Source organism: Flexivirga endophytica, from assembly GCF_014640635.1.
In the GTDB taxonomy this organism is placed as follows: Bacteria; Actinomycetota; Actinomycetes; order Actinomycetales; family Dermatophilaceae; genus Flexivirga; species Flexivirga endophytica.
This window is the reverse complement of the sequence record NZ_BMHI01000005.1, coordinates 289,264-312,307: the sequence shown is the minus strand read 5'-3', so window position 1 is coordinate 312,307 and position 23,044 is coordinate 289,264. Positions and strand designations below refer to the sequence as shown.

Here is a 23,044-nt window from a genome sequence, read left to right as displayed (position 1 = left end):
CACCGTGGGGTGAGTGCGGCACCGTCGATACGCGGAAACCTTTGTGTATGACGACAATTCAGCAACTACGACGCATGCCGAGCCGTCGACGGCGACGTCCTGACCGGGATCGGATCCGACGCGGGTTCGCCGCCGGGGCGGTCATCGCCACGCTGCCCTGCTGCTGACCGTCCGACGCCTCGAGGTCGGCTCAGCCGACCGTGACGCTGGGGCTGCCGGCGGAGTCCTCGTCGACGGGCTCACCCATCTCGTCGGCGATGCGCATGGCCTCCTCGATGAGGGTCTCGACGATCTGCGCTTCGGGGACGGTCTTGATGACCTCACCCTTGACGAAGATCTGACCCTTACCGTTGCCCGACGCGACACCGAGGTCAGCTTCCCGAGCCTCCCCCGGGCCGTTGACGACGCAACCCATGACCGCGACGCGCAGCGGCACCGTCATACCCTCGAGGCCGGCGGTCACCTGCTCGGCGAGCGTGTAGACGTCGACCTGGGCGCGGCCGCACGATGGGCACGAAACGATCTCGAGCTTGCGGGGCTTGAGGTTGAGCGACTGCAGGATCTGGTTGCCGACCTTGATCTCCTCGACCGGCGGCGCCGACAGCGAGACGCGGATCGTGTCGCCGATGCCCTTGGACAGCAGCGCGCCGAACGCCGTCGCCGACTTGATGGTGCCCTGGAACGCCGGCCCGGCCTCGGTGACACCGAGATGCAACGGCCAGTCGCCGCGCTCGGCCAGCAATTCGTAGGCGCGAACCATCACGACGGGGTCGTTGTGCTTGACCGAGATCTTGAAGTCGTGGAAGTCGTGCTCCTCGAAGAGGCTCGCCTCCCAGACCGCGGACTCGACGAGCGCCTCGGCCGTCGGCTTGCCGTACTTCTCCAGCAGTCGCTTGTCGAGCGAGCCCGCGTTGACGCCGATGCGCAGCGACACGCCGGCGTCCTTGGCTGCCTGAGCGATCTGCTTGACCTGGTCGTCGAACTTGCGGATGTTGCCTGGGTTGACCCGGACCGCCGCGCAGCCGGCGTCGATCGCGGCGAAGACGTACTTCGGCTGGAAGTGGATGTCGGCGATCACCGGGATCTGCGACTTCCTGGCGATCGCCGGAAGCGCGTCGGCGTCGTCCTGACTCGGACAGGCAACGCGCACGATGTCGCAGCCTGACGCGGTGAGCTCCGCGATCTGCTGCAGGGTCGCGTTGATGTCAGTGGTCGGTGTGGTGCACATCGACTGCACCGAGATGGGAGCATCTCCGCCGACCTCGACCTTGCCGACCTTGATCTTGCGAGACTTGCGACGAGGAGCGAGCACCGGCGCCGGGGCGCTCGGCATACCGAGAGAAACAGTCACCCCTTCAGTATGACTCGCCGGCCCCGTCGATCCGAACGTGGTCACGCGGGCCATGGTGCAGCCTGGTCGTCCCGCAATGTTCAACAAACTGTTGACGGCCGATGTGACTCGTGCCACCCTTCCGTGTGTCGAAACTTATCTTCCACGATATGAAACGGTGGGACCGATGAACGTTGCACATCCACGACGACCCATAGTTCCGAACGGCGCCCAGGACAGCCCCGGGCTGAGACACCACTGAGGTGAGCGCCGTGAAACTCCTACGACGCGAGGGCAATTCGAAGTATCAGGGCCGGCCCGAGGACACCATGTATGGCCCCGGCCGTTTGCTGATCTACGGAACCCAACACATCCTCACGATGTATGGCGGAGTGATCGCCCCACCCATCATCATCGGCGGAGCCGCGCATCTCAAGACGTCCGACGTCGCGTTGCTCGTCACCGCCGGCCTGTTCATCAGCGGCCTCGCGACCCTGTTGCAGACGCTCGGCATCGGCCCGGTCGGCAGCCGATTGCCGATAGTGCAAGGCGTGTCCTTCGCGAGCGTTTCGACCATGGTGTCGATCGCCAGCAAGGACGGCGTCCGGCCGGTGCTCGGTGCGATCATCGTCGCCGGCATCGTCGGTGTCATCGCCTCGACATACTTCGCGAAGATCGTGCGGTTCTTCCCCGCCGTGGTGACCGGCTCGATCATCACGGTGATCGGCGCTTCACTGATGCCGACCGCGTTCACCTGGTGCATGGGTGGTGACTCCGGCGCCAAGGACTTCGGGTCACCGACGAACATCGGGTATGCCGGGCTGACCCTGCTGATCATCGTGCTGATCAGCCGGCTCTTCCAGGGCGCGATCTCCCGGCTGTCGATCCTGATCGGCATGGTGATCGGCACTGTCGTCGCCGCGGCCACCGGGCACGCCGACTTCTCCGGCGTCAAGGATGCCAAGATCGTGGCGCTGCCACAGTTCCTGCACTTCGGGTCGCCGACGTTCCAGGCCGGCGCGATCATCTCGATGGTGATCGTGATCCTGGTGATCATGACCGAGACGACCGCGGACATCCTGGCAATCGGCGAGATCGTCGACACGGAGGTCGACGACAAGCGCGTGGCGGCCGGCCTGCGGGCAGACATGGCGGCCACGACCGTTGCACCGTTCTTCGGCAGCTTCCCGGCCAGCGCCTTCGCGCAGAACGTCGGACTGGTCGCGCTGACCGGGATCAAGAGCCGCTTCGCGGTCGCCACGGGCGGCGGAGTGCTGGTCGTGCTCGGCCTGCTGCCGGTGGTCGGAGCCATCGTCGCGGGCATCCCGTCGCCGGTGCTGGGTGGTGCGGGCATCATCCTCTTCGGCTCGGTCACCGCGAGCGGCATACGAACCCTGGCACGCGTGGATTACGAGAACGGCCTCAACCTGGTCATCATCTCGGTGGCGTTCGGCTTCGGCGTCATACCGATCGCGATGCCGACCTTCTGGGACAAGTTCCCGGACTGGTTCGGCGTGATCATGGGTTCGGGGATCAGCTCGGCCGCGATCAGCGCGGTGGTGCTCAACCTCTTCTTCAATGAATGGACGTGGGGCAACAAGCCCGGCGCATCGGTCTTCGCCGAACGGGACAGCCGGATCGAACAGTTCGGCGACCGCTTGGAGGACGACATCCGACCCGCCGCGCCCAACCCGAGGCGCGTGCCCACCGAGTAGGACCGCACCTTCAGGAGAGCCGTTGCGCCGGCACGTCGGCGTAACGGCTCTCGTGCGCCAGGATCGCCCAGATCTGCTTGTCGTGATGTATGCCGCCGTTCAGCCACGCCTGCCGCAGCGTCGCCTCGTGCGTCATACCGAGTCGGCGCGCGACGGCCGCACTGCGCACGTTGTCGGCGCGACAACGCCACTCGACGCGGTGCAGTTTGCGCTCGCCGAACGCCCAGTCCAGCAGGAAGCGGCCGGCGCCGGTGATCAGTCCGTGCCCCTCAGCGGCCGGTTCGAGCCAACAGCCGAGCTCGGCGTTGCCTCCGGTGGGATCGAAACCGGCGAACATCATTCCCCCGACAAGGATTTCGTCCTTCCAGATGCCGACGGGGCGAGCCTGGTCCTTCGCCGTTGCTTCGGCATACCTGATCAGCGTGGCGTGCGCCGCGTCGACGGTCTCGGTGACGAACGAGGGTCCGACCCAGGGCCGGATGTGCTCTCGCGCACGCTCGAGGTGGGCAGCGAACTCGTCGGCATGCCAGGGCTCGAGCGTGCGCAGGCGGACTCCGTCCGCGAGGGGGTGGGCGAACACGATTGCTCCGATCGTTTGCATAACGTTTGTTGTGCAAATTAGCATCCGACCATGGGCAGGCCGAAGGGAAATCACGAGGACCGTCGTGGGGACGTTGCCGAAGCCGTCTGGCTGGTGCTGGCGACCGACGGTTTCAACGGTCTCACCATCAGAGCGATCGCCCGCCAACTGCAAGCGACCACGGGCGTCGTGACGCACTACTTCGGATCCAAGCGGGAGATCATCGGCTACGCCCTCGAACTGCTCGAGAAGCGGTCGGCAGGGAGGCCGCGAAGAGCAGCGGCCGACGGCCTGGCCGCCCTGCGCGCGGCGATCATGGACATGCTGCCGCTCGACGGCAAGTCGACCACGGCCAATCGCGTCTGGGTATCGTCGTGGGACCACGCCATCGCCGACCCACAGTTCCGGCGCGAGCACGCGCGGCGCTACGCCGCCGGCGTGGAGCGACTGACCGGACTCGTCGAGATGGCACAGGAACTCGGTGAGTTGGCTGCCGGCGATGCGCGATCGATGGCGACGCAGCTGCAGTCCTTCGCGCTCGGCGTGATCGTGCAGGCAGTGCTCGACCCGGCGCAATACTCGGCCACTTGTCAGATCGCCTTGCTCGACGACCACCTTGCCCGGCTCGCGCGAACACCCGAAATCTGTTGACTCAGGGGGTGGTTCGCTGCAGGAGGGCTCGGACGAAGTTCGTCACCTCGTCGGGCTTCTCCTCGGCCATGAAGTGGCCGGCATCGATGGGTTCGTATGTCGCGTCCGCCGCCCACTGCCGCCACAGGTCGAGGGCGTTGAAGCCGAGTTGGGCGCCCCAGTCCTGCGAGAGGACTCCGACGGGCATGCCCAGCTGTGACCCGGCCGCGCGGTCGGCCCGGTCCATCTCCAGGTCGACGCCGGCTGTCGCCCGGTAGTCGGCGACGATCGACGGCACGGCCGCGACCGAACTGTCGATGTAGTGCTCGCGGACGGCCGGGGAGAACGTTGTCCCGCTGGGGTCCCAGGCGTCGAGGAAGGACGCGAAGAAGTCCGCCGCAACTGCCTCGATCATCCGCTCCGGCAGGCCTTTCGGCTGCGCCATGAGGTAGAGATGCCAGGCGACCTTGGCGTCGACGCCATGCAGCACGTCCCACGTGTCCATGGTGGGCAACACGTCCAGGATGCCCAGGTGCGTCACCACCTCGGGGTGATCGAGCGCGGCCCGCATCCCGACGAGCGCGCCGCGGTCGTGGCCGATCAGCGCGAACTGTTCGGCTCCGAGTTGCGTTGCCACAGAGGCGATGTCGCGTGCCATGGTTCGCTTTGAGTATGTCGAGGCGTCCGCCTCCAGCGGCTTGTCGCTGGCGCCGTACCCACGGAGATCGGGGACGACCACCTGGTGGTCCACGGCAAGCCGGGTCGCTACCTGCTGCCACATGAGATGCGTCTGCGGGAAGCCGTGCAGCAGGACGACCGGGTGACCGCTGCCGGCGACCGCGACATTGAGAAACACGTTGTCGTCGGTGCGGATTCGGCGGTAGTCGAAGCCGTCGATGGTGAGGTGCTGGTGCATGGGGACCTTTCGGGTGCGGGGTGCGTGGTCAGGCGAAGATGGCGTGCGGGGGCTCGGTGTCGTTGGCAGCACTCGCCTTCAGGGCAGGAATGAGGATGTCGTCGACCAGGCGGGCCAGATAGTCGGCACCGGCGGGGAGGCCGTTCAGCCGACGCAGCAGGAGGACGGAGCCGGCTACCTCGTCGTAGGCGAAGGGACGTGTGCCCTTCGGCAGCTCGCCGCGCGAGATCGCAGCATCCAGAACGTTTTCCGTCAGCTTGGCGCCAGTGGGACCGGCCGACTCCTCGATGTGCCGGCAAAGATCAGGGTCCTCGAGACCTGCTTGCAGCAGCATCAGGCTCATCGAGCCGTCGGAGGCACGGAGCGTCGCGTCGAGTCGCCCACACAGTTCCAGCAAATCGCCGTGCAGGGAGCCCGTGTCGACGGCTTCCGGCGAAGTCCCCGACGACGGGCCTGCCTTGATGGCAGCGACGACCATGTCCCGCTTGTTGTCCCAGCGGCGGTAGAGCGTCGCCTTGGAGGCGTGGGCCCGCCGTGCGACGGCTTCGAAGGTGAGGGCGTCATACCCCTGCTCGGCAAGGAGAGCGAGCACGGCCTGCAGGATCTCGACTTCTCTCGAGGTGTCGCGGGGCCGGCCGGGTGACGCGGGAGGTTCTTCATTTCGAAACGGCACGTTCCGTATCGTAATCACGTGAGCGATGGCGGTGCAAACCGGCTCCCCCAGCTATCCACATCCCAGGCGGTTCACGCGCCTCATCCACAGAGCGGGGAATGGTCAACGACGGGTTCCGGGTCCCCGAATACGTTCAACGACATCAGAATCAGTCGAACGGTGGTGGCAGACATGCGTATCGAGCCCTCCCTGGATGTGGACCGCTGCCTGCGAGCGCTCGAGGAGTTGCCCGGCGTCCTCGACCAACTCGATGTCGGCGAGCTTGCAGAGCTGATGACGATCTTGATGCGACTGCGCGGCCGTAGTGAGCAGCTGGCGGTGCTCGTCGCACGGTTAGCCTCGCAGCGCGGTGACGTGCGCGACTCCGACGCCGCCAACACCACGCAGTGGGTGAGCAACAGCGCTGCTCAGGCGTCGGTCCCGCTCGACGTCCGCGACGCGCACACGATCGCCACGGTCGCGGATGCGTGCAGAGGCGACCTCCACCAACCTGTGACGGACGCGCTCCGCGCGGGAACGTGCACTCCGGCGGTCGCAAAGACCGCACTCACCGAGGTCGCCAAGATCGAGCCGATCATTCCTGAGACGTCCCATGACGACGCCCTCGCGCGCTATCTGGAGCTCGACCCTGCGACCGGTGTTCGCGGACGCGAAGCTCTCACCCGGCAGATACTGGCCGACCACGCCGAGGACGAGCTCGACAAGCGAGACGCGACCCTCGAGCGCACCGAATCCTTGTCGTGGCGCACCACCCCCACCGGGATGACACGCTTGACTGCCGAGCTGTCCCCGGTGAATGCCGCCATTCTCACCGGAGCGTTGCTGCCCTTGTCCGCGCCCCGTGGCCGATCGGCATCCGCGCAGGACGCCACCGGGTCCGACACTCCTGCAGAACAGGACGACCGCACACCTGGCAAGCGACGGGTGGACGCCTTGATCGCTCTGGTCAGCCGCGGCGCACGCGTGGATGACGGTGCCGCAGCAGCGCTGAGTTCGACCGCGCGCGTCACCGTGACCGTGCCGCTCAGCACCCTCACCGGGGGTGGTGCGGCAGTCACTTCCACGGGTGACGTTCTCGACGCCGGCTCTGCCCGACGGTTCGCCTGTGACGCCGACATCATCCCAGTGGTCCTGGGGACCGACAGCGAGCCACTCGACGTCGGTCGGACCAAACGGCTTGTCACCAAAGGGATTCGGACAGCAGTGACGCTGCGCGATCGCGGTTGCACGTTCCCCGGCTGCGATCGACCGCCATCGTTCTGCGAGGTGCACCACATCGTGCCCTGGGCGTCCGGCGGCGTCACCAGCCTGCCCAACTCCGCGATGCTCTGCACGACGCACCACCAGACCGTGCACCGGCACGGTTATACGGCGATCGCCACTGCCCTGCGGGTGAGGTGGGACGTCACCCGCAGGCCGCGAGTAACCCACCGCGGCCGGGATGCCGCATGAGCACCTGCTCCGATGGGACACCGGCCACCTTGAGGTCAGGTCGACGTGCGCCACACCGAGACGTGCGACTCGCTGTCGCCGGTGAATTCACCGCCGCGCCAATCTGCCACGCGTCGCTCGAGCGTCATACCGGCGAGCTGTGCCATGAGGTCGCACTCGGCCGGCCAGACGTAGCGGAAGTTGCTGGCGCCATATCGCACCGCCCCATCGGCCTCTTGCGCGTAATGGTGCGAAGTACCCTGCTGCGTCGCCAGGTCGTAGGTGTCGAAGCCCAGATGGTGCTTGCCTACGTGGAACGGCACCGCCGCCTGGCCCGGCGGCATCCGGCGGATACCGGGGATCCAGAGCTCGATCACGAACCTGCCACCCGGCGCCAGATGTCGCGCGGCGTTTCGAAAGACCTCGACCTGTTCGGCTTGGGTGCGCACATTGCCCAAACCGTTCCAGACCAAGTAGACCAACGAGAACCCACTCCCGATGACCGTCGTCGCCATGTCGCCGATGACCACCGGGATGTCGGTGCGCTTGGTGACCAGCTGATCAGCCATTGGTTCCGACAACTCGATCCCGGAGACCGCGATCCCGCGTTCGCGCAAGGGGATGGCGACCCGGCCGGTACCTATTGCGAATTCGAGCGCTGCGCCCGCACCAGCCACATCGGCAAGGAAGGCGACGGCCGGGTCCAGCACCTCCGGGGTGAACATGAAATGCGATGCCGCGTCGTAGCGCTCGGCTGTCTCTGCGTCCCACAGGTCACTGCTCGTCATAGAACGACTGTGCCCATTGCTGACGCCGTCCGCGACCGGTTTTCGCCCGCCCGATTCAGCTTGCGCCGATGGTCCCCGGCGCGGGTTGATAAGGCTGGAAGAAGTCGGACGCCGGTGTTCCCTCGACGCTCAACACGAGGGCGGGGATCGCCATACCGTCCAGTTGTTCGCGGATGATGTCCGCGTGGCCTGCGTGCCGAGCCACCTCTTCGAGAATGTGCACGATGTCGTACCGCGCCTTGGCCGGTTGCGGCTCCATGATCCCGTGCCAGGGCGCAGGCGGTGCCGTGATGTCGGTGTCCGGATCGACCCCGGCCAAGGCAGCCAACATCGCCTCGCGCGCGTCGTCGAATTCCAACAGCACGTCGGAGATCTTCTCGTCGTCCGCAAGCTGCAAGCTCGCGAGATACGCCGCATACGCCGTGTCGTCCAACGCCGACGGCGCGCCGGACAACTGCCGGACATAACCCCTCATGCCGTATGCCGCGTGCTTGACCAACGCTGCGAGCGACAGCGAACTGCGGCAGGGCGTCGACTTGGCCTGCTCCTCGGTCAGCCCGTGGACCGAGGCCCGCAACGCTGACAGTTGTTGGTCGATGTAGTTGATCAGGCCGGTGATCTCATCATGTTTCGCGGGCGTGTACATGCGGCGACTCCTCGTCCGTTGTCCGTGCTGACAGTAGCCAGCCTGTCGGGCCGACAGGACAGGCTTCGTCCGGAAGCGGACTCCGCGGTCAGCCCAACTTCACCGGGTTCACGATGTCGGCATACGCGAGCAGCGCGAACATCACCAACAACACGATCGACACGCCGTACGCCAGAGGTAGCGCCTTCGCGACGTCGACATAGACGGGGCCGGTCTTGCCTCGGAGGCGGGCGATGCGGCGCTTGACCGCTTCCCACAACGCTCCGGCGATGTGGCCACCGTCAAGGGGTAGCAACGGCACCAGGTTGAAGACGAACAGTGCCATGTTGAGCGAAGCCAGGATCATCAACAGGACAACGATCTTGTCCTGTGTGGTTGCGTACTTGGACTCCGTGACGTCGCCGGCGGTGCGCCCCACTCCGACGACCGACTGCGGACTGTACTGATCCCGCGTGCCGCCGCTGAAAGCCGCGTTCCAGACGCCGACCATTTTCTGAGGGATCTTCAGAAAGACCGAGGAAGTCTTCTGCAGCGCGTCGCCGAAAGTGCCCAATGCGGCCGGGAGGGATTGCCGCTCGTCCTGGTAGGTGCCGCCGATGGAGGCGCCGATGACGCCGACGTTCTCGTACTCGACCTCGCCCTTCCAATTGACGACCTGCGTGCCGCTGCTGTCCTGCTTCGGCATGCGCTGCAGTTTCGGTGTGACCTGCAGCGTGACGTGTCGACCGTCCCGCTCAACCACCAAGGGGATCTGCTTGCGTGGATGGCTCCGCACGATGTCGGTGAAGTCGGTCGTCGAGGTGATCTTCGTGCCGTCGATGGAGACGATGCGGTCACCGGGCTTCACCCCCGCTGCTGCGGCCGCCGTGCGGCCGGCCTCGTCACAGTCGGCTGCAGCCTCGCCCGTCGCCGTGGCCGAGCACGACTGCACCGCGGCGATGTTCGCCGTCTGTTGCACCGGGAGCCCGATTCCGCTGGCGATCAGGATGAGCAGCAAGAGTGCGATGACCAGGTTCATGAAGGGGCCGCCGAACATGATGACGACCTTCTTCCAGGTCGGCAGCTTGTAGAAGACCCTGTCGGCATCGCGCGGCGAGATGTGCTCGTAGGCGTCCTCGCGCATCTGATCGGCCAACTGGCTGAATCGACCGGTTGACGATGCCCGGATGAAACCGGCCTCTTCACCGGGGCGGGGCGGGAACATCCCGATCATCCGGATGTATCCGCCGAGCGGTATCGCTTTCAGCCCGTATTCGGTCTCCCCGCGCCGCCTGGACCAGATGGTGGGGCCGAACCCGACCATGTATTGGGTGACCTTGACGCCGAACAGCTTCGCGGGCGTGAGGTGGCCGAGCTCGTGCAGGGCGATGGAGACGCCGATGCCGAGCAGCAGGATGATCACGCCGAGCAGGAACAACACGCCCACCAGCGTCTCATGAGGCCGTCCGACTTCGCTCAGCGCCGACCGAGAATCTCCTGTGCGTGCGAGCGCGCCCAGGCCTCTGCCTCGAGGACATCGTCCACGGTGAGCTCACCGCTGGACACCGTATGTGCGCCGACCACATCCTGCACCGTTTGAATGATGTCGGTGAAGCTGATCCGGCCGTCGTGGAACGCTGCGACGCACTCCTCGTTGGCTGCGTTGTAGACAGCGGGGTATGTCGAGCCGGCCATACCGACCTGACGCGCAAGCTGGACGGCCGGGAACGCCTCGTCGTTGAGCGGCTCGAAGCGCCAGTCGGCCGCCCTGGCCCAGTCGATCGGCGTCTCTGCGTCTGGGACTCGGTCGGGCCAGCCGAGCCCGAGCGCGATCGGCACCAGCATGGTCGGGAGGCCGATCTGGGCGACCACGGCGCCGTCGACGAACTCGACCATCGAGTGGATGAACTGCTGCGGGTGCACCACCACGTCGATGCGATCGAACGGCACGTCGAAGAGGAGGTGAGCCTCGATGACCTCCAGCCCCTTGTTGACCAGAGTCGCCGAATTCGTCGTGATGACCTTGCCCATGGCGAAGTTGGGATGTGCCAGCGCCTGCTGCGGCGAGACCTTCTTCAGCTCGTCGAACGGCATTCCGCGAAAAGGCCCACCACTAGCCGTAACTACGAGCCGCCGCACCTCACGCTCGCTCCCGGCGCGCAGACTCTGCGCGATCGCCGAGTGTTCGCTGTCGACCGGAACGATCTGGCCCGGCCGGGCAGCACCCTTGACGATGGGACCACCGACGATCAGCGATTCCTTGTTGGCCAGAGCGAGCGTCGCTCCCGATCCGAGTGCTGCCATCGTCGGTCGCAGCCCGATCGATCCGGTGATGCCGTTGAGGACCACGTCGGCACCACACGCCGCAACCTGCTCAGCCGCGTCGAGACCGATGAACAGCTCCGGCCGATACGCCGAGATGCCCGCTGCGCGGGCCTCTTCGTCCAGCATCTCGCGGAACTCCGTCGTGTCCCCGACGGCCAGGCCCACCAGCGACACCTTTGACTGCACTGCCTGCTGCGCTATCAGTCGCGGCTGGGCTCCGCCGGCGCTCAACGCGACGACGCGGAAGCGGTCGGGATTGCGCGCAATGATGTCTAGCGCCTGGGTTCCTATCGACCCGGTGGACCCCAGGATCGCTACGGAACGCTGAGTCGGTGCGGCTGCGGAGGTCTCGGTCACGTTCTCATTAAATGCCATTCGTCGGGGATCAGGTCCGTCCCCTCCTCGCTGAGCAACTCTTTGATGATGAGATCACCGACCTGTCGCGCCTGCACCGGCTCGACCTGCACGAGCTGCTCACCGCCTTCCAGCGGCGCCAGAACGCGGCGGCTGGACCAGCTTCCAGAGGTGCCGAGAAGGAACCCGAGCAGGAGCTGACCGTCGCTGCCATCGCTGGTCGCGCGCCATACCGTCGCATCGAACTGCGCTACGCCCTCTCCCCAGAGATCGCGTGCCAACCGGCCCGAGGCGAACGAGTCCGCCGTCAAGGTGAGGGACGCGCCATGCCCGTCCGCTGCGCCGTCCACAGCGCAGAAGGCGTCGATCTCGTCCGGCAGCTCATCATGGCTGATCAGGCGGAACTGATGCGCACCGTCGTCGGTGACGTCCTCGATCACCACCACGTCGGCGCCGAAGTGGTGATAACGCAACACCCCGATGTCGCCGGTGGACTTGCTGATCAACAGCGCTACCTTCGCGGATGACCGAACCTGCAGCATCGTCACGACCGATTCCGGCAACTCCATGCCGGTGCCACCGTTGACCGCGACCGCGCCGTGCGAGCACAGCGACCGGTAGGCGACCTGCACCGCCAGCTGGCGTTGCGCCTCGTCGAGTCCACTGAGGTATGGCGCATCGACCACCGGGTGCTCAGCGCCGAACAGCGCCAGCTCCTCGTCGGTGAACTGCACCAACAACTTGGTTCCGTTCTTCGATCGCCTGCTGCGCTCGATCATGCGGACCATCCGATCGGTTGCACCCGGGTGTGTGGTGACCCGCCACCGGACCCGTCCGGCCACGGAGGCGTCCACGGCAGTTCCGCGGCACGCGGGCCACGGTCCGCGGCGACCGGCAACGGCTTGATGGATCGTTGTGGCCACGTCAGATCACCCGGCGGACGCACGGGACCGGTCCAACGCTGCCCGTTCAAGGACTGATCCGGCGTCCAGCCACCGGGCGGACGCACGGGACCTGTCCAACGCGGATGACTGTCCGGGGGAAGCACGGGGCCGGTCCACCGCGGGTGACTGTCCGGCGGAAGCACCGGACCCGTCCAGCGCGGGTCATCGACCGGTGCTTGCAACAACAGCTGCGTCACGTCGGTCTCGAGCTGTTCTAGCTGCTGGCGAAACCGCTTACGCAACAGCGTGATCCGCGACTCGATCGCGGCACGCTCTGCTGACTCTTCGGAGAGCTGCCTTGCGCGCAACTGTGCGTCGGCCAGCTCGTGCGCAAACGTCCTCGTCGACGCGGCCATCTGTGTCACCACACGGTGGACCTCGCCGAGGGTGCGCCGGTGGCCGCCCACCGCATCCCGGAATGCCATTGCACCGGCGCCGGACCACTGCGCCGAGGCGTGACCGGAGGCTCGTTCGAGCGCGGTCTCCAGTCTGTCCAGGTCGAGTGCAAGCTCCGCGCACCGTCTGTCGGCGCGCAGCAGGAGACCAGGGTCCCCGTCCAGTGCCTTCATCGCCGGTCCGCCATGGCGACCCGAACGAGCCACTCCGTCCGCCGGTAGGCGCCCGCTGCGGTCTCGAGGCGACCAGCGATCGACGTCGTCCGCTCGGTCACCGCGCCGACGAGCTGCGGCAGCGCAGAGCTGAGAACGTCTGAGTCGCCCGACGCCCCGACACCGCCACAGACATCGTCGACGATCGCACGGGCGAGCATCAGCAACCCGACGCCATGTGCTCCGCGCAAGCTGGCCGCGCCCGAATCCAGCGACCGCGCATCGACCGTGAGCTGACCCATCGCCGGCTCCCTTCCTCGTCCTTGGCACGAGAGTAGGAGCCGGCGACACTCACCCGCAGAAGTTGTCCACAGGGCCTTGCCGACCCTGCGGCGCAGACCTCAGAGCGCCAGACCGACGTACTTCGTCTCGAGGTACTCCTCGATCCCTTCGAAGCCGCCTTCGCGACCGAAACCACTCGCCTTCACCCCGCCGAACGGTGCAGCAGGATTCGACACCACACCCTGGTTGACGCCGACCATGCCGTACTCCAGCGCTTCACTCACCCGGATGACCCGCGCGTAGTCACGGGTGAAGAAGTACCCGACCAGACCGAACTCGGTGTCGTTCGCCCGACGGATCGCATCTGCCTCGTCAGTGAAGGTCTGTATGCCGGCCACCGGACCGAAGATCTCCTCCCGAGCCATCGCCGCATCGCCCGGAAGGTCCGTGATGACAGTGGGCGTGAAGAAGAAGCCCGAACCCTCACCCTTCCCGCCACCGGTAACCACCCGCGCGCCACGGTCGGTAGCGTCGGCGACCAGCGCAGCGACCTTGTCGACGGCCTTGGCGTTGATCAGCGGACCGACGTCCACGCCGTCCGTCATACCGTCACCCATGGTCAGGCCCGCCATCCGTGCCGCGAACTTCTCACTGAACTCGGCAGCAACATCGGCGTGGACGAAGAACCGGTTGGCCGCCGTGCACGCCTCACCGATGTTGCGCATCTTGGCCAGCATGGCGCCGTCGACCGCCGCGTCGACATCGGCGTCGTCGAACACGATGAACGGTGCGTTGCCACCCAACTCCATCGACACACGCAGCACCTGCTGCGCCGACTGCTCGATCAGCGTGCGCCCGACGGGCGTCGAGCCGGTGAACGTCAGCTTCCGTGACCGTGGGTCGCGGATCAGCGGCTCCATGACACCGCCGCTGTTACTGGTAGTGATCACGTTGAGAACGCCCGCCGGCAACCCGGCCTCCTCCATGACCTGAGCCAGGTAGAGCATCGTCAACGGAGTCTCCGCCGCCGGCTTCACGACCATCGTGCAACCTGCTGCAACAGCCGGTCCGATCTTGCGCGTTCCCATAGCCAGCGGGAAGTTCCACGGAGTGATCATCAAAGTCGGGCCGACCGGCTGCTTCATTGTCATCAACCGCGTCGCACCGTTCGGTGCGACCGAGTAACGGCCCGACACCCGCACTGCTTCTTCAGCGAACCAACGGAAGAACTCCGACCCGTACGCCACCTCACCACGTGACTCGGCGAGCGGTTTGCCCATCTCCAAAGTCATCAACTCGGCGAAGACCTCGGTGCGCTCAACGATCAACTCGTATGCCGCCCGCAGGATCTCGCTGCGTTTCCGCGGCGCCGAACGGGCCCACTCCGACTGCGCTGCCGCGGCGGCGGACAAGGCCGCGTCACCGTCGGCAACGGAGGCATCGGCCACCCGGGCCAGTTCCCCACTCGTCGCCGGATTGTCCACCTCGAGCGTCGCCGCACCCTCGGCGTCACGCCACTCGCCGCCGATGAACAACTGCTTCCTGACCTGCTCAACCACTGAAGACGTCTTTGTCATGGGCCAAGGGTGCCACCCGCTTGCCCGCTCAGCCACGGCGACCAGAATGATGACCATGAACCGGACACTCGAGGTGATCGTCACCGATGTCACCGACGCGCGTGCAGCGACCGATGGCGGTGCTGACCGACTCGAACTCGTGGCAGATCCGCAACTGGGCGGGATGACACCTTCCCCCGACGTCGTCCGCGCCGTCCTTGCCGCGACCGCGACCCCTGTACGAGTCATGATCCGTCGCACCGAGTCCCATCAGCTGTCTGCACAGACCGCCGAATTGTTGCGCACGGACGTCGAATCCTTGCCAATGGCAACCGAATTCGTATGCGGCGCGGTGGATGTTGCAGGAGTTCCTTCGCTGGCACTCGACCCGGTGACCGCTGCCATGAAGGGCCGGCACTGGACCTTTCACCGTGCACTCGACGACGCGCCCGATCTTGCGGCTGCGGCCACAGCCGCGCTGTTCCTCCCGGGCTGTGACCATGTCCTCACCGCTGGTGACCCCGCCGGGGTCGACACCGGGATCCACCGCCTCCGTGCTGCCCTGCGGGACTCGGAGCTCGCAGCCGCACTCGTGATCGGCGGTGGTGTGACGGCGGACAACCTGCCGGCGTTGCTCGCCGCGGGCGCACGAGGAGTTCATCTCGGCCGCGGAGTGCGGGAGGGCGCGAGCTGGGACGGTCCGGTGTCGGCCGCGCTCGTGCGAGCCGCCGCGGACCTGGTACACGGCCACTGATCCTTCGTGCGGATCTCAGCGTATGGCGCCCGGCCCGCACAGCTCCACCTGTGCCGTCCAGGGATCGCCGATGTCGTCGAACGGGTGCAGCGGATGGCGTACCCGCCGGACGTCGAGGTGATCGATGCGTTGGTCGACGGGACCGTCCGTCAGCGCCAGGACCCAGCCGTCGCTGACCCGATGCAGGTCGGGCTCGAGATAGCCGATCTTGTTGACCACCAGGCGTGTTCGCCCGAGGTCGATGGCTATGCGGGCGTAGTCCTGTCGAGAGTGGAAGGGCGTTCGACGACTGGTCAGCACGACCTGTAGCTGCCCGGTCCGGATGACCGCGACGTCGCCGGCGGCATCGCTGACCAACCGGTGCACCACACCACGCAGCCTCACGCGCGAGGGCCACCCGAACCAGCCACCGACGTCCCCGTCGAAGGCGCCGCCGATGCCCACGTCCTGTGCCCTCAGCACGCCCTCGGGGTCGACGAGTGCACTCCACACGACGTCACCCGCACCACTGACCACCCGTGGATCGGCGAGCAGCGCCGCCAGGGTGGTCGGAACATCACCGGAGCCGCCCGCCGTCGGGTTGTCGCCCGTGTCACTGATGACGAACGGAGTGGTCGACGCAGCGTCCGCTGCGTCGAGCGCCCATGCCAGGCTGCCCGCCGGGCCACAGAAGTCGAAGTCAGCACGCACGGCGACGAATCCCTTTGCGATCCGCGCACATTCACGCTGTATGGCGCCAAGATCCTCCCCCACCACTATCGCCGCAGCGGCCGTGCGCGGCTCGTCGGCCCACGCATAACCGACCCACAGCGCGGCCTCCCAGACACCGTCCGGTGGATCGGCCAGTGACGCATAGAGCGATGCCGCCGGCTCGACACGCGTCGAGGTCTTCTCCCCCGGCAGCGCGACCGGGATCCGACACCATGCACGTGCGGGCCGCACTCCCGAGACGAGCGCACGCGCGAGCAACCGCGCTGCCCGATCCCGGGTCTCCGGCTCGTCCACGTGCGGAGCCGTGCGGTAGCACGTCGGCAGATCCACCAGGCCGGCGAAGTCACGGGACACATTGCCGTGCAGATCCATCGCCGCTGCGAGCACCACGGGTTGGCCACCCGCTGCCTCCCGCACCCGTCGCGCAAGATCGGCCTCGGCGTCGTCCATGCCGTCGACCAGCATCGCGCCGTGGATGTCGAGCAGCACTCCGTCCCACGGCGCTCCGGCCCGGACAGCGTCCAGCACCTCTTCGAGCAGCGTGTCATACGCCGCACGGAGGACCGGACCGCCTGGCAGTGCTCGGGCGACCGGCCCGGCGACGAAGTCGACAGCGTCGAGTTCTCCCGACTGCACCGCCGGAAAGCGCTCGAGGACCCGCGAGCCCACCCGAATCCCGAAGTCCGACAACGATGTCCGGTGCGGCGCGAACGAGGAGCATTCGGTGCCGATCCCGACGATGATCGCGCGCGGATGCGTCGACGCGACGCTCACTCGGCCAGCCAGGCGGCGTAGGCATCGAAGGTGTACGGACGGCCGAGGAAGTCCGCGACGAGGTCGGCGGCATCACTGCTGCCGCCCGGCACCAGGACCTTGTCGCGATAACGCCCCGCCACCTCGGCGTTGTAGAGGTCACTGGAGTCGAAGGCACTGAACATGTCTTTCGCGATCACCAGCGACCACATGTAGGTGTAGTAACCGGAGCTGTATCCGTCCAAATGCCCGAAGGCACAGTGGAAGTGTGTGTCCGGCACGTACGGGAAGACCGAATACTTCGCCTGCAGGTCCTGCACCACCGCGGTCAGGTCGTCATACCGACGCAGGTGAAGGTTCAACGAGAGGGCCGCATAGAACATCTGCGTCCGTGCCTGGAACCCCTTGCCGAAGTCGTCGGCCCGACGCATCTTCGCGACGAGTCCGGCCGGGATCGTCTCCCCTGCCTCGTTGGTCGCGAAGGTCGCGAGAACGTCCGCGTCCCAGGCCCATTCCTCCAACATCTGGCTGGGCGCTTCGACGAAGTCCCACTCGGTCGCGACGCCGCTGAAGGTGATGAACTCCTGATCGCCTCCGAGCACGTGGTGGATGAGGTGACCGAACTCGTGGAAGAGCGTCACGACCTCGTCGTGCTCCATCAGTCCACGGCCGAAGTTGCACAGCAGCACGCCCTCCGGGAGCTGGCGCCCCCGCAGCCCACCGCGCAGATCGAACTGCGCCGCATGCTTGTACTTCCCGTCGCGCGGGTGCAGGTCGAGGTGGATGCGGCCGATCCGCGCGCCGTCGCGCAGGACGTCGTATGACGCCACGTCCTCGTGCCAGGTGACCGCGTCGACCGGTTCGAACGAGATCCCGAAGAGCCGGCCGGTCACGTCCAACAGTCCCTGCCGCACCTTCTCGAAGGAGAAATAGGTGCGCACCAGCTGCGCGTCGACGGCATACTGCTCCTTGCGCACCAGCTCCGAGTAGTAGGTGAGGTCGGCGGACGAGATGTCGGTGGCGTCCGGCACGTCCTGCTGCAGGCGCCGGAGCACCACAGCCTTGTCCCGCTGCGCGCTCTCGGCAGCAGCCGCAGTGATCTTGTCGATGAATTCGCCGATGGCGGAAGCGTTTCCGATCATCTTCACCTCGGCATCGAAATCGGCCCACGTGTCGTAACCGAGCAGTTTCGCGTGCTCGGCACGCAGCTCCAGCAAGCGCTGCAGCACGGCGTCGTTGGCGGGCCAGGCCACGTTGAGGCGTTCGAGTGTCATCGCCATACGCGTCGACGCGTCGCTGCAGAAGGTGATCAACGGGATCGAGTCCGGATAGTCAGTGGTCACGGTCACCTGCCCGTCATCGCCGGCCGGGTGCGCGTCCAGCCAGTCCTGCGGCATACCGGCGAGCGCCTCCGGCGGCACCGAGATCGACCGCACACCCTCGCGGATGTTCTTGCTGTGCTCCTGGCTCGCCTTCAGCTCCAGTTCGGCGAGCTCGGTCAGTCGCGCCCGGGTCACATCGTCCTGGTCGACGCCACTGCGACGGAAGTCGCGCAGCGCGCGCTCCAGGAAACGCTGTGCGTCGTCGCTGAGGCCGGCAGGTTCGACCCCGTCGAGAATGGCGAACACGTCCTGATCCATGCCGAGCCCGGTCGAGAACGCGTCGAGCCGCTGCATCGCCTCCTCCGCCGCTTCACGGACGTCCCGCGAGGGGTCGGTCTCGGAATAGACACCGGCGACGCCGGCCGCATCCGCGAGCGCGACGTGTATGTCGTTCCAGGCATGCAGCACGGCGAGCGCGCCCGTCGGCGGGGACGCCTTGAAGGACTCGACCAAGGACCTCGCACGGTCGAGGCCACCGTCACAGGTGGCGGTCACCCACGCAAGGGCCTCCGTCGCGGTCGGCAGGGTCTGCGGCTCCAATTCGCTCATGCCCAGCAACCTAACCGGATCAGCCTCAGCCGATGACGCGTGGCCGTCGCTGACAGCGGGGGCAGCTGAACGACGAGCGGTTCATGAAGGACTCCCGCACCATCAATGTGCCGCAGCGACGACACGGTTCGCCTTGTCGCCCATAGGCATTCAGCGACCGCTCGAAGTAGCCGCCGGCGCCGTTCACGTTGACGTAGAGGCTGTCGAAGCTGGTGCCGCCGTGTTCGAGCGCTTCGGTCATGACCTCGGCGGCGTGACCCAGCACCTCGCGCGCCGCAGCGGCACTCAACCGGTCGGTCGCACGCTCGCCGTGCAACCGCGCCCGCCACAACGCCTCGTCGGCATAGATGTTGCCGATGCCGGACACGAGCGACTGGTCGAGCAAGGCGCGCTTGAGCTGGCTGTGGCGTCGGCGTATCGCGCGGCTGACCGCCTGCTGGTCGAAGGTGTCCTCGAGCGGATCGGGTGCGATGTGCGTGATCATGTCCGGCACGCTGCCCGGCCCGAAGGGATCGGGCACCAACGAGACCAACTGCAGACCCCCGAAGGTGCGCTGATCGACGAAACGCAGTTGCCGTCCGTCCGAAAGGTCGAAGACCGCGTGGGCGTGCTTCTCGCGAGGAGCGTCAGGCGCTTCGACCAGCAGCTGCCCGCTCATCCCCAGATGTATGACGAGCGCTTCCGCGCCGTCTGCCGGGCCGCGGTCGTCCGCACCGTCCAGCTCGAGCCAGAGGTACTTCCCACGACGTCGGGCGCCGGTCACCGAGCGGCCACGCAACCGGTCGGCCAGGTCGACCGGTCCGGGGACGTGGCGCCGTGCGACTCGATGTCCGGAGAGTTGTACTTCGACGAGCGACCGGCCGAGCACGTGCATGGCGACGCCGCGCCGGACGACCTCGACCTCCGGGAGCTCAGGCACTTCCGGCGCTCGACGCGCTGTTCGAGGCCCTGTCCGGACCCGCGGTGCTGTCGTCCGTGGCTGCGCCTGCCCGCGCGTTGAGGGTCTTCCAGGCAGCTTCAGCCGCCTGCTGCTCGGCCGACTTCTTGTTGCGACCAACACCGTGGCCGAGGTTCTCCTGGGAGATCAGCACGGTGGCGGTGAAGGTCTTGTCATGATCGGGACCCTCCTCCTCGACGCGGTAGGCCGGGACGCCCAGCCCCAGGCTCGAGGAGATCTCCTGGAGCGATGTCTTCCAGTCCAGCCCGGCGCCGAGCGTCGCGGACTGCTCGATGAGGGTGTCCATCAGGCTGTGGATCAGCGCCGTCGCACCGGGGATACCGCTGGACAGGTAGACCGTGCCGATGACGGCTTCCATCGTGTCGGCCAGGATCGAGTCCTTGTCCCGGCCCCCGGTCGTCGCCTCGCCACGACCGAGCTTGAGGAACGCACCGAGGTCCAACTGCCGAGCGACCTTGGCGAGCGCGAGCGAATTGACCACGGCCGCGCGGAATTTCGCCAACTGTCCCTCGGGCAGGTCGGGGTGCTCGCGATAAAGGTGATCGGTGACGATTACGCCCAACACGGCGTCGCCGAGGAACTCCTGGCGCTCGTTGTGCGGGATGCCGCCGTTCTCATACGCGAACGACCGATGTGTCAGTGCGCGCGAAAGCAGCGACTCGTCGACAACCTCACCTGACCGGTCCTGCAGGATCCGGGCGAGGTCGGCGACGGGCCGCTGCGCGAGTTCGGGACGCTGCCGCTTGCTCTGGCTCACGTCGTCGAAGAGGCTCGTCAGGCCTGGTGCTCGGTGCGCTCCGCCGCGCTGTAGTGGCGGTCCTTGTACGCGCCGCAAGCCGGGCACGCGAGGTGCGACTGCTTGGGTGCGTTGCACTGCGGGCAGGTGGTCAGCGCAACCGGGGTCGCCTTCCACTGCGCGCGGCGGGACCGGGTGTTCGAGCGCGACATCTTCCGCTTCGGGACAGCCACGTCAATTCCTCTTCTCGTCGTTGTCGGTGTTGTCGTCGCCGGCGAGTTCCGCCAGTGCCGACCACCGTGGGTCAATCACTTCGTGGTGGTGTGTCGGGTCGTCCGCGAGCCGTGCTCCGCACTCGGAGCACAGGCCAGGGCAGTCTTCCCGGCATACCGGCTGGAAGGGTAGTGCTGGCACCACCGCATCCCGCAGCACGGGCTCCAGGTCGGCGAGGTCGCCTTCCAGCTCGTGCACGTCTTCTTCGTCACCGTCCTCCACCTCATGGTGGTGGGCGGCCCGATCGGCGTAAGCGAACAGCTCCTGAAACGGGACGTCGATCGGCAGATCGACGGGCTCCAGGCACCGCACGCAAGCACCGGTCGCCGTGGCGTGCACCGTGCCGGTCACCAGAACGCCCTCCATCACCGATTCGAGGCGCAACCGCAGGGTCATCTGCTGACCTTGCGGCACGCTGATCACATCGGTGCCGAAGTGTTCAGGCGCTGCCACCTGGACCTCACCCTCCAGCATCCGGCCGGGTCGCCGCGGAAGCTCCTTGGTGTCAAGAGCCAGCGGGCGTCGCGTATCGGTATGCATCCAGGTGTGTTTCGCAGGTGATATGGCACAGTCTCACGCGGGAACGACAAGACCGAAGAGCAAGGCTACCGGTTCGGCCGCCCGTCTCCCAAACCGGCGACCAGTAGTAGTATTACTACATCTGTAGTAGAAGAACGATCACGGAGGATTCGAGAATGCAACGCAGCAGGCACGAAGCCGGCACCACCGCACAGGAGGTGCCCCCGACCTCGTTCGCCGGTGAGCTGCGACACACGGTCGCGCCGCGCACCCTGCTGCTGATCGTCGGTGTGCTCTTCCTGCAGATCGCCTTCATCTTCAGCTACGTCGGTGCGTTTCACTCCCCCACGCCGCACGAGATCAGCATCTCGGTGGTCGCCGGGCCCAAGACCGGCCAGGTCGTGGCCCAGCTGAACGGGATCGACGGTGATCCACTCACGGCGACCGCTGCCGCGAGCGCCGGCGTCGCCAAGCAGCAGGTGAAGGACGGCGACACCAGCGCCGCCCTCGTCATGTCCGGGACGAACAACAAGGACACCCTGTATGTCGCAAGCGGTGGCGGTTCTTCCACGGTGACCGCCGTGGAACAGACCATCTCGCAGGTGGAGTCGGCCCAGCAGCGCAGCGCGGACAGCGTCGATCTCGTGCCCCTGCAGGCGCACGACGCGCGGGGCCTGACCGGGTTCTACCTCGTGATCGGCTGGATCGTCGGCGGCTATCTGGTCGCAGCGGCCATCGGCATCATCGGCAGTCCGCGGCCACGCGGGATCGGCGCGGCCGGCGGCCGCCTGGCGGCACTGGTCCCGTACGCGGTGGTCAGCGGTCTGCTCGGCGCCCTGGTCGTCGACCAGGTGCTCGGAGCCCTCACCGGCCGCTTCCTGGCCCTGTGGGGTGTCGGCACCCTGCTGGTGCTGGGCAGCGCGACCATCACCATCGCGATGGAGGCCCTCTTCGGCATCGTCGGGATCGGGATGACGATCCTCGTCTTCGTGGTCCTGGGCAACCCGTCGGCGGGCGGCGCCTACCAGTTCGACGTGCTGCCCGGCTTCTGGCGGGTGATCGGCCCGCTGATCCCCAATGGCGCCGGCACCAGCGCCGTCCGCAACATCGTCTATTTCGACGGACGGCACCTGACCGGACAGCTGGTCTGCCTCGTCGTCTACATCGTGGTCGGCGTGCTCGGCACGCTCGGCGCGACCTGGTGGTTCAGCCGCGGGTCAGACGCTCGAGCAGCGGTTGGAGAACCGGCTCCGGCACCATCGCGCTGACGTCGGCACCACGCCCGGCGATGAGTCGGATCAGCGAGCTCGAGTAGTGCGTGTATGCCGGATCGCCCGGCAGCAGCAGGGTCTCGACACCCGTCATCTCGCGGTTCATCAGGGCCATCGGCACTTCGTACTCGTAGTCGGTCAGCCCCCTGATCCCCTTCACGAGCACCGCAGCGTCCAGCTCCCGGCACACGTCCACGATCAGTCGATCGCCGAAGGCGAGCGCCCGAACGTTCGGCAGACCCGCAGTGGCCGCCTCGATGAGCCCGATGCGCTCGTCCGGGGTGAAGGTCCCTTGCTTCGCGGAGTTGTGCAGCACCGCGACGACGACATCGTCATACAGCGCGCTCGCTCGGGTGATGACGTCCAGATGACCGTTCGTGATCGGGTCGTAGGAGCCGGGACAGACGCACCGCCGGGGATTGCCACTCATGGAACGAAACT

General features: G+C 66.8%; 24 protein-coding genes. 5 read left to right on the top strand and 19 right to left on the bottom strand.

Going from position 1 to position 23,044, the window contains the following annotated elements; translation table 11 throughout:
• Positions 1 to 190 precede the first annotated feature (190 nt).
• Positions 191 to 1,333, bottom strand: coding sequence for a flavodoxin-dependent (E)-4-hydroxy-3-methylbut-2-enyl-diphosphate synthase (ispG, locus tag IEX71_RS16750; protein WP_188838502.1), 1,143 nt, complete (start codon positions 1,331 to 1,333; stop codon positions 191 to 193).
• 269 nt (positions 1,334 to 1,602) lie between these two features.
• Here ispG and IEX71_RS16745 point away from each other — a divergent pair, with 269 nt between their 5' ends.
• Positions 1,603 to 3,045 carry a nucleobase:cation symporter-2 family protein gene (locus IEX71_RS16745; RefSeq protein WP_229749813.1) on the top strand — a complete coding sequence of 481 codons (1,443 nt, stop codon included), beginning with the start codon at positions 1,603 to 1,605 and terminating at the stop codon, positions 3,043 to 3,045.
• 10 nt (positions 3,046 to 3,055) lie between these two features.
• Here IEX71_RS16745 and IEX71_RS16740 read toward each other — a convergent pair whose 3' ends face one another.
• Complete coding sequence (locus IEX71_RS16740) at positions 3,056 to 3,625, bottom strand: GNAT family N-acetyltransferase (RefSeq protein WP_188838179.1); 570 nt, start codon at positions 3,623 to 3,625, stop codon at positions 3,056 to 3,058.
• 51 nt (positions 3,626 to 3,676) lie between these two features.
• Between IEX71_RS16740 and IEX71_RS16735 the strand changes: the two genes are divergently transcribed.
• Positions 3,677 to 4,276 carry a TetR/AcrR family transcriptional regulator gene (locus tag IEX71_RS16735; RefSeq protein WP_188838178.1) on the top strand — a complete coding sequence of 200 codons (600 nt, stop codon included), beginning with the start codon at positions 3,677 to 3,679 and terminating at the stop codon, positions 4,274 to 4,276.
• A gap of 1 nt (position 4,277) precedes the next feature.
• On the opposite strand, the gene IEX71_RS16730 is transcribed toward IEX71_RS16735, so the two are convergent.
• The gene (locus IEX71_RS16730) at positions 4,278 to 5,171 is read right to left on the bottom strand and encodes an alpha/beta fold hydrolase (RefSeq protein WP_188838177.1); all 894 of its coding nucleotides are present in this window, start codon (positions 5,169 to 5,171) and stop codon (positions 4,278 to 4,280) included.
• Between the two features lie 28 nt (positions 5,172 to 5,199).
• The gene (locus tag IEX71_RS16725) at positions 5,200 to 5,844 is read right to left on the bottom strand and encodes a TetR/AcrR family transcriptional regulator (RefSeq protein ID WP_229749812.1); all 645 of its coding nucleotides are present in this window, start codon (positions 5,842 to 5,844) and stop codon (positions 5,200 to 5,202) included.
• Between the two features lie 171 nt (positions 5,845 to 6,015).
• Between IEX71_RS16725 and IEX71_RS16720 the strand changes: the two genes are divergently transcribed.
• On the top strand, positions 6,016 to 7,296 hold the full coding sequence (locus tag IEX71_RS16720) for an HNH endonuclease signature motif containing protein (protein ID WP_188838176.1): 1,281 nt from the start codon (positions 6,016 to 6,018) through the stop codon (positions 7,294 to 7,296).
• Positions 7,297 to 7,331: 35 nt separating this feature from the next.
• On the opposite strand, the gene IEX71_RS16715 is transcribed toward IEX71_RS16720, so the two are convergent.
• The 8 genes from IEX71_RS16715 to IEX71_RS16680 all read right to left on the bottom strand — a co-directional run bounded on the left by IEX71_RS16715 (position 7,332) and on the right by IEX71_RS16680 (position 14,718).
• Positions 7,332 to 8,063: a class I SAM-dependent DNA methyltransferase gene (locus IEX71_RS16715; RefSeq protein WP_188838175.1), complete on the bottom strand. Its 732-nt coding sequence runs from the start codon at positions 8,061 to 8,063 to the stop codon at positions 7,332 to 7,334.
• Between the two features lie 55 nt (positions 8,064 to 8,118).
• On the bottom strand, positions 8,119 to 8,709 hold the full coding sequence (locus tag IEX71_RS16710; protein WP_188838174.1) for a DinB family protein: 591 nt from the start codon (positions 8,707 to 8,709) through the stop codon (positions 8,119 to 8,121).
• 88 nt (positions 8,710 to 8,797) lie between these two features.
• Complete coding sequence (locus IEX71_RS16705) at positions 8,798 to 10,129, bottom strand: M50 family metallopeptidase (RefSeq protein ID WP_188838173.1); 1,332 nt, start codon at positions 10,127 to 10,129, stop codon at positions 8,798 to 8,800.
• Positions 10,130 to 10,164: 35 nt separating this feature from the next.
• Positions 10,165 to 11,388 carry a 1-deoxy-D-xylulose-5-phosphate reductoisomerase gene (dxr, locus tag IEX71_RS16700; protein ID WP_188838172.1) on the bottom strand — a complete coding sequence of 408 codons (1,224 nt, stop codon included), beginning with the start codon at positions 11,386 to 11,388 and terminating at the stop codon, positions 10,165 to 10,167.
• Positions 11,367 to 12,146, bottom strand: coding sequence for a hypothetical protein (locus IEX71_RS16695; protein ID WP_188838171.1), 780 nt, complete (start codon positions 12,144 to 12,146; stop codon positions 11,367 to 11,369). Before IEX71_RS16695 ends, dxr begins: the two co-directional genes overlap by 22 nt.
• Positions 12,143 to 12,880 (bottom strand): hypothetical protein, encoded by a 738-nt coding sequence (locus IEX71_RS16690; RefSeq protein WP_188838170.1) that lies wholly within the window; start codon positions 12,878 to 12,880, stop codon positions 12,143 to 12,145. The genes IEX71_RS16695 and IEX71_RS16690 overlap by 4 nt, the downstream gene beginning before the upstream one ends.
• On the bottom strand, positions 12,877 to 13,161 hold the full coding sequence (locus IEX71_RS16685; protein WP_188838169.1) for a hypothetical protein: 285 nt from the start codon (positions 13,159 to 13,161) through the stop codon (positions 12,877 to 12,879). The genes IEX71_RS16690 and IEX71_RS16685 overlap by 4 nt, the downstream gene beginning before the upstream one ends.
• A 99-nt stretch (positions 13,162 to 13,260) precedes the next feature.
• Complete coding sequence (locus IEX71_RS16680) at positions 13,261 to 14,718, bottom strand: NAD-dependent succinate-semialdehyde dehydrogenase (RefSeq protein WP_188838168.1); 1,458 nt, start codon at positions 14,716 to 14,718, stop codon at positions 13,261 to 13,263.
• A 55-nt stretch (positions 14,719 to 14,773) separates the two neighbouring features.
• Here IEX71_RS16680 and IEX71_RS16675 point away from each other — a divergent pair, with 55 nt between their 5' ends.
• Positions 14,774 to 15,451, top strand: coding sequence for a copper homeostasis protein CutC (locus tag IEX71_RS16675; RefSeq protein ID WP_188838167.1), 678 nt, complete (start codon positions 14,774 to 14,776; stop codon positions 15,449 to 15,451).
• Positions 15,452 to 15,466: 15 nt separating this feature from the next.
• Here the strand turns inward: IEX71_RS16675 and IEX71_RS16670 are convergent, their stop codons facing one another.
• The 6 genes from IEX71_RS16670 to IEX71_RS16645 are packed head-to-tail and all read right to left on the bottom strand — an operon-like array spanning position 15,467 to position 21,287.
• On the bottom strand, positions 15,467 to 16,936 hold the full coding sequence (locus IEX71_RS16670) for a M81 family metallopeptidase (protein WP_188838166.1): 1,470 nt from the start codon (positions 16,934 to 16,936) through the stop codon (positions 15,467 to 15,469).
• Positions 16,933 to 18,846 carry a M3 family metallopeptidase gene (locus IEX71_RS16665; RefSeq protein WP_188838165.1) on the bottom strand — a complete coding sequence of 638 codons (1,914 nt, stop codon included), beginning with the start codon at positions 18,844 to 18,846 and terminating at the stop codon, positions 16,933 to 16,935. The genes IEX71_RS16670 and IEX71_RS16665 overlap by 4 nt, the downstream gene beginning before the upstream one ends.
• Positions 18,847 to 18,871: 25 nt before the next feature.
• Positions 18,872 to 19,765 carry a bifunctional DNA-formamidopyrimidine glycosylase/DNA-(apurinic or apyrimidinic site) lyase gene (gene mutM / locus IEX71_RS16660; RefSeq protein ID WP_188838164.1) on the bottom strand — a complete coding sequence of 298 codons (894 nt, stop codon included), beginning with the start codon at positions 19,763 to 19,765 and terminating at the stop codon, positions 18,872 to 18,874.
• On the bottom strand, positions 19,758 to 20,561 hold the full coding sequence (rnc, locus tag IEX71_RS16655; RefSeq protein ID WP_229749810.1) for a ribonuclease III: 804 nt from the start codon (positions 20,559 to 20,561) through the stop codon (positions 19,758 to 19,760). The genes mutM and rnc overlap by 8 nt, the downstream gene beginning before the upstream one ends.
• A gap of 17 nt (positions 20,562 to 20,578) precedes the next feature.
• Positions 20,579 to 20,773 carry a 50S ribosomal protein L32 gene (gene rpmF / locus IEX71_RS16650; RefSeq protein ID WP_188838163.1) on the bottom strand — a complete coding sequence of 65 codons (195 nt, stop codon included), beginning with the start codon at positions 20,771 to 20,773 and terminating at the stop codon, positions 20,579 to 20,581.
• Between the two features lies 1 nt (position 20,774).
• Positions 20,775 to 21,287, bottom strand: a complete 513-nt coding sequence (locus tag IEX71_RS16645) for a YceD family protein (protein ID WP_188838498.1) — start codon at positions 21,285 to 21,287, stop codon at positions 20,775 to 20,777.
• Positions 21,288 to 21,508: 221 nt separating this feature from the next.
• Here IEX71_RS16645 and IEX71_RS16640 point away from each other — a divergent pair, with 221 nt between their 5' ends.
• Positions 21,509 to 22,600 (top strand): DUF3533 domain-containing protein, encoded by a 1,092-nt coding sequence (locus IEX71_RS16640; protein ID WP_188838162.1) that lies wholly within the window; start codon positions 21,509 to 21,511, stop codon positions 22,598 to 22,600.
• On the opposite strand, the gene coaD is transcribed toward IEX71_RS16640, so the two are convergent.
• Complete coding sequence (gene coaD / locus IEX71_RS16635) at positions 22,539 to 23,033, bottom strand: pantetheine-phosphate adenylyltransferase (RefSeq protein WP_188838161.1); 495 nt, start codon at positions 23,031 to 23,033, stop codon at positions 22,539 to 22,541. The two genes, IEX71_RS16640 and coaD, sit on opposite strands and share 62 nt — an antisense overlap.
• Positions 23,034 to 23,044: the final 11 nt, after the last annotated feature.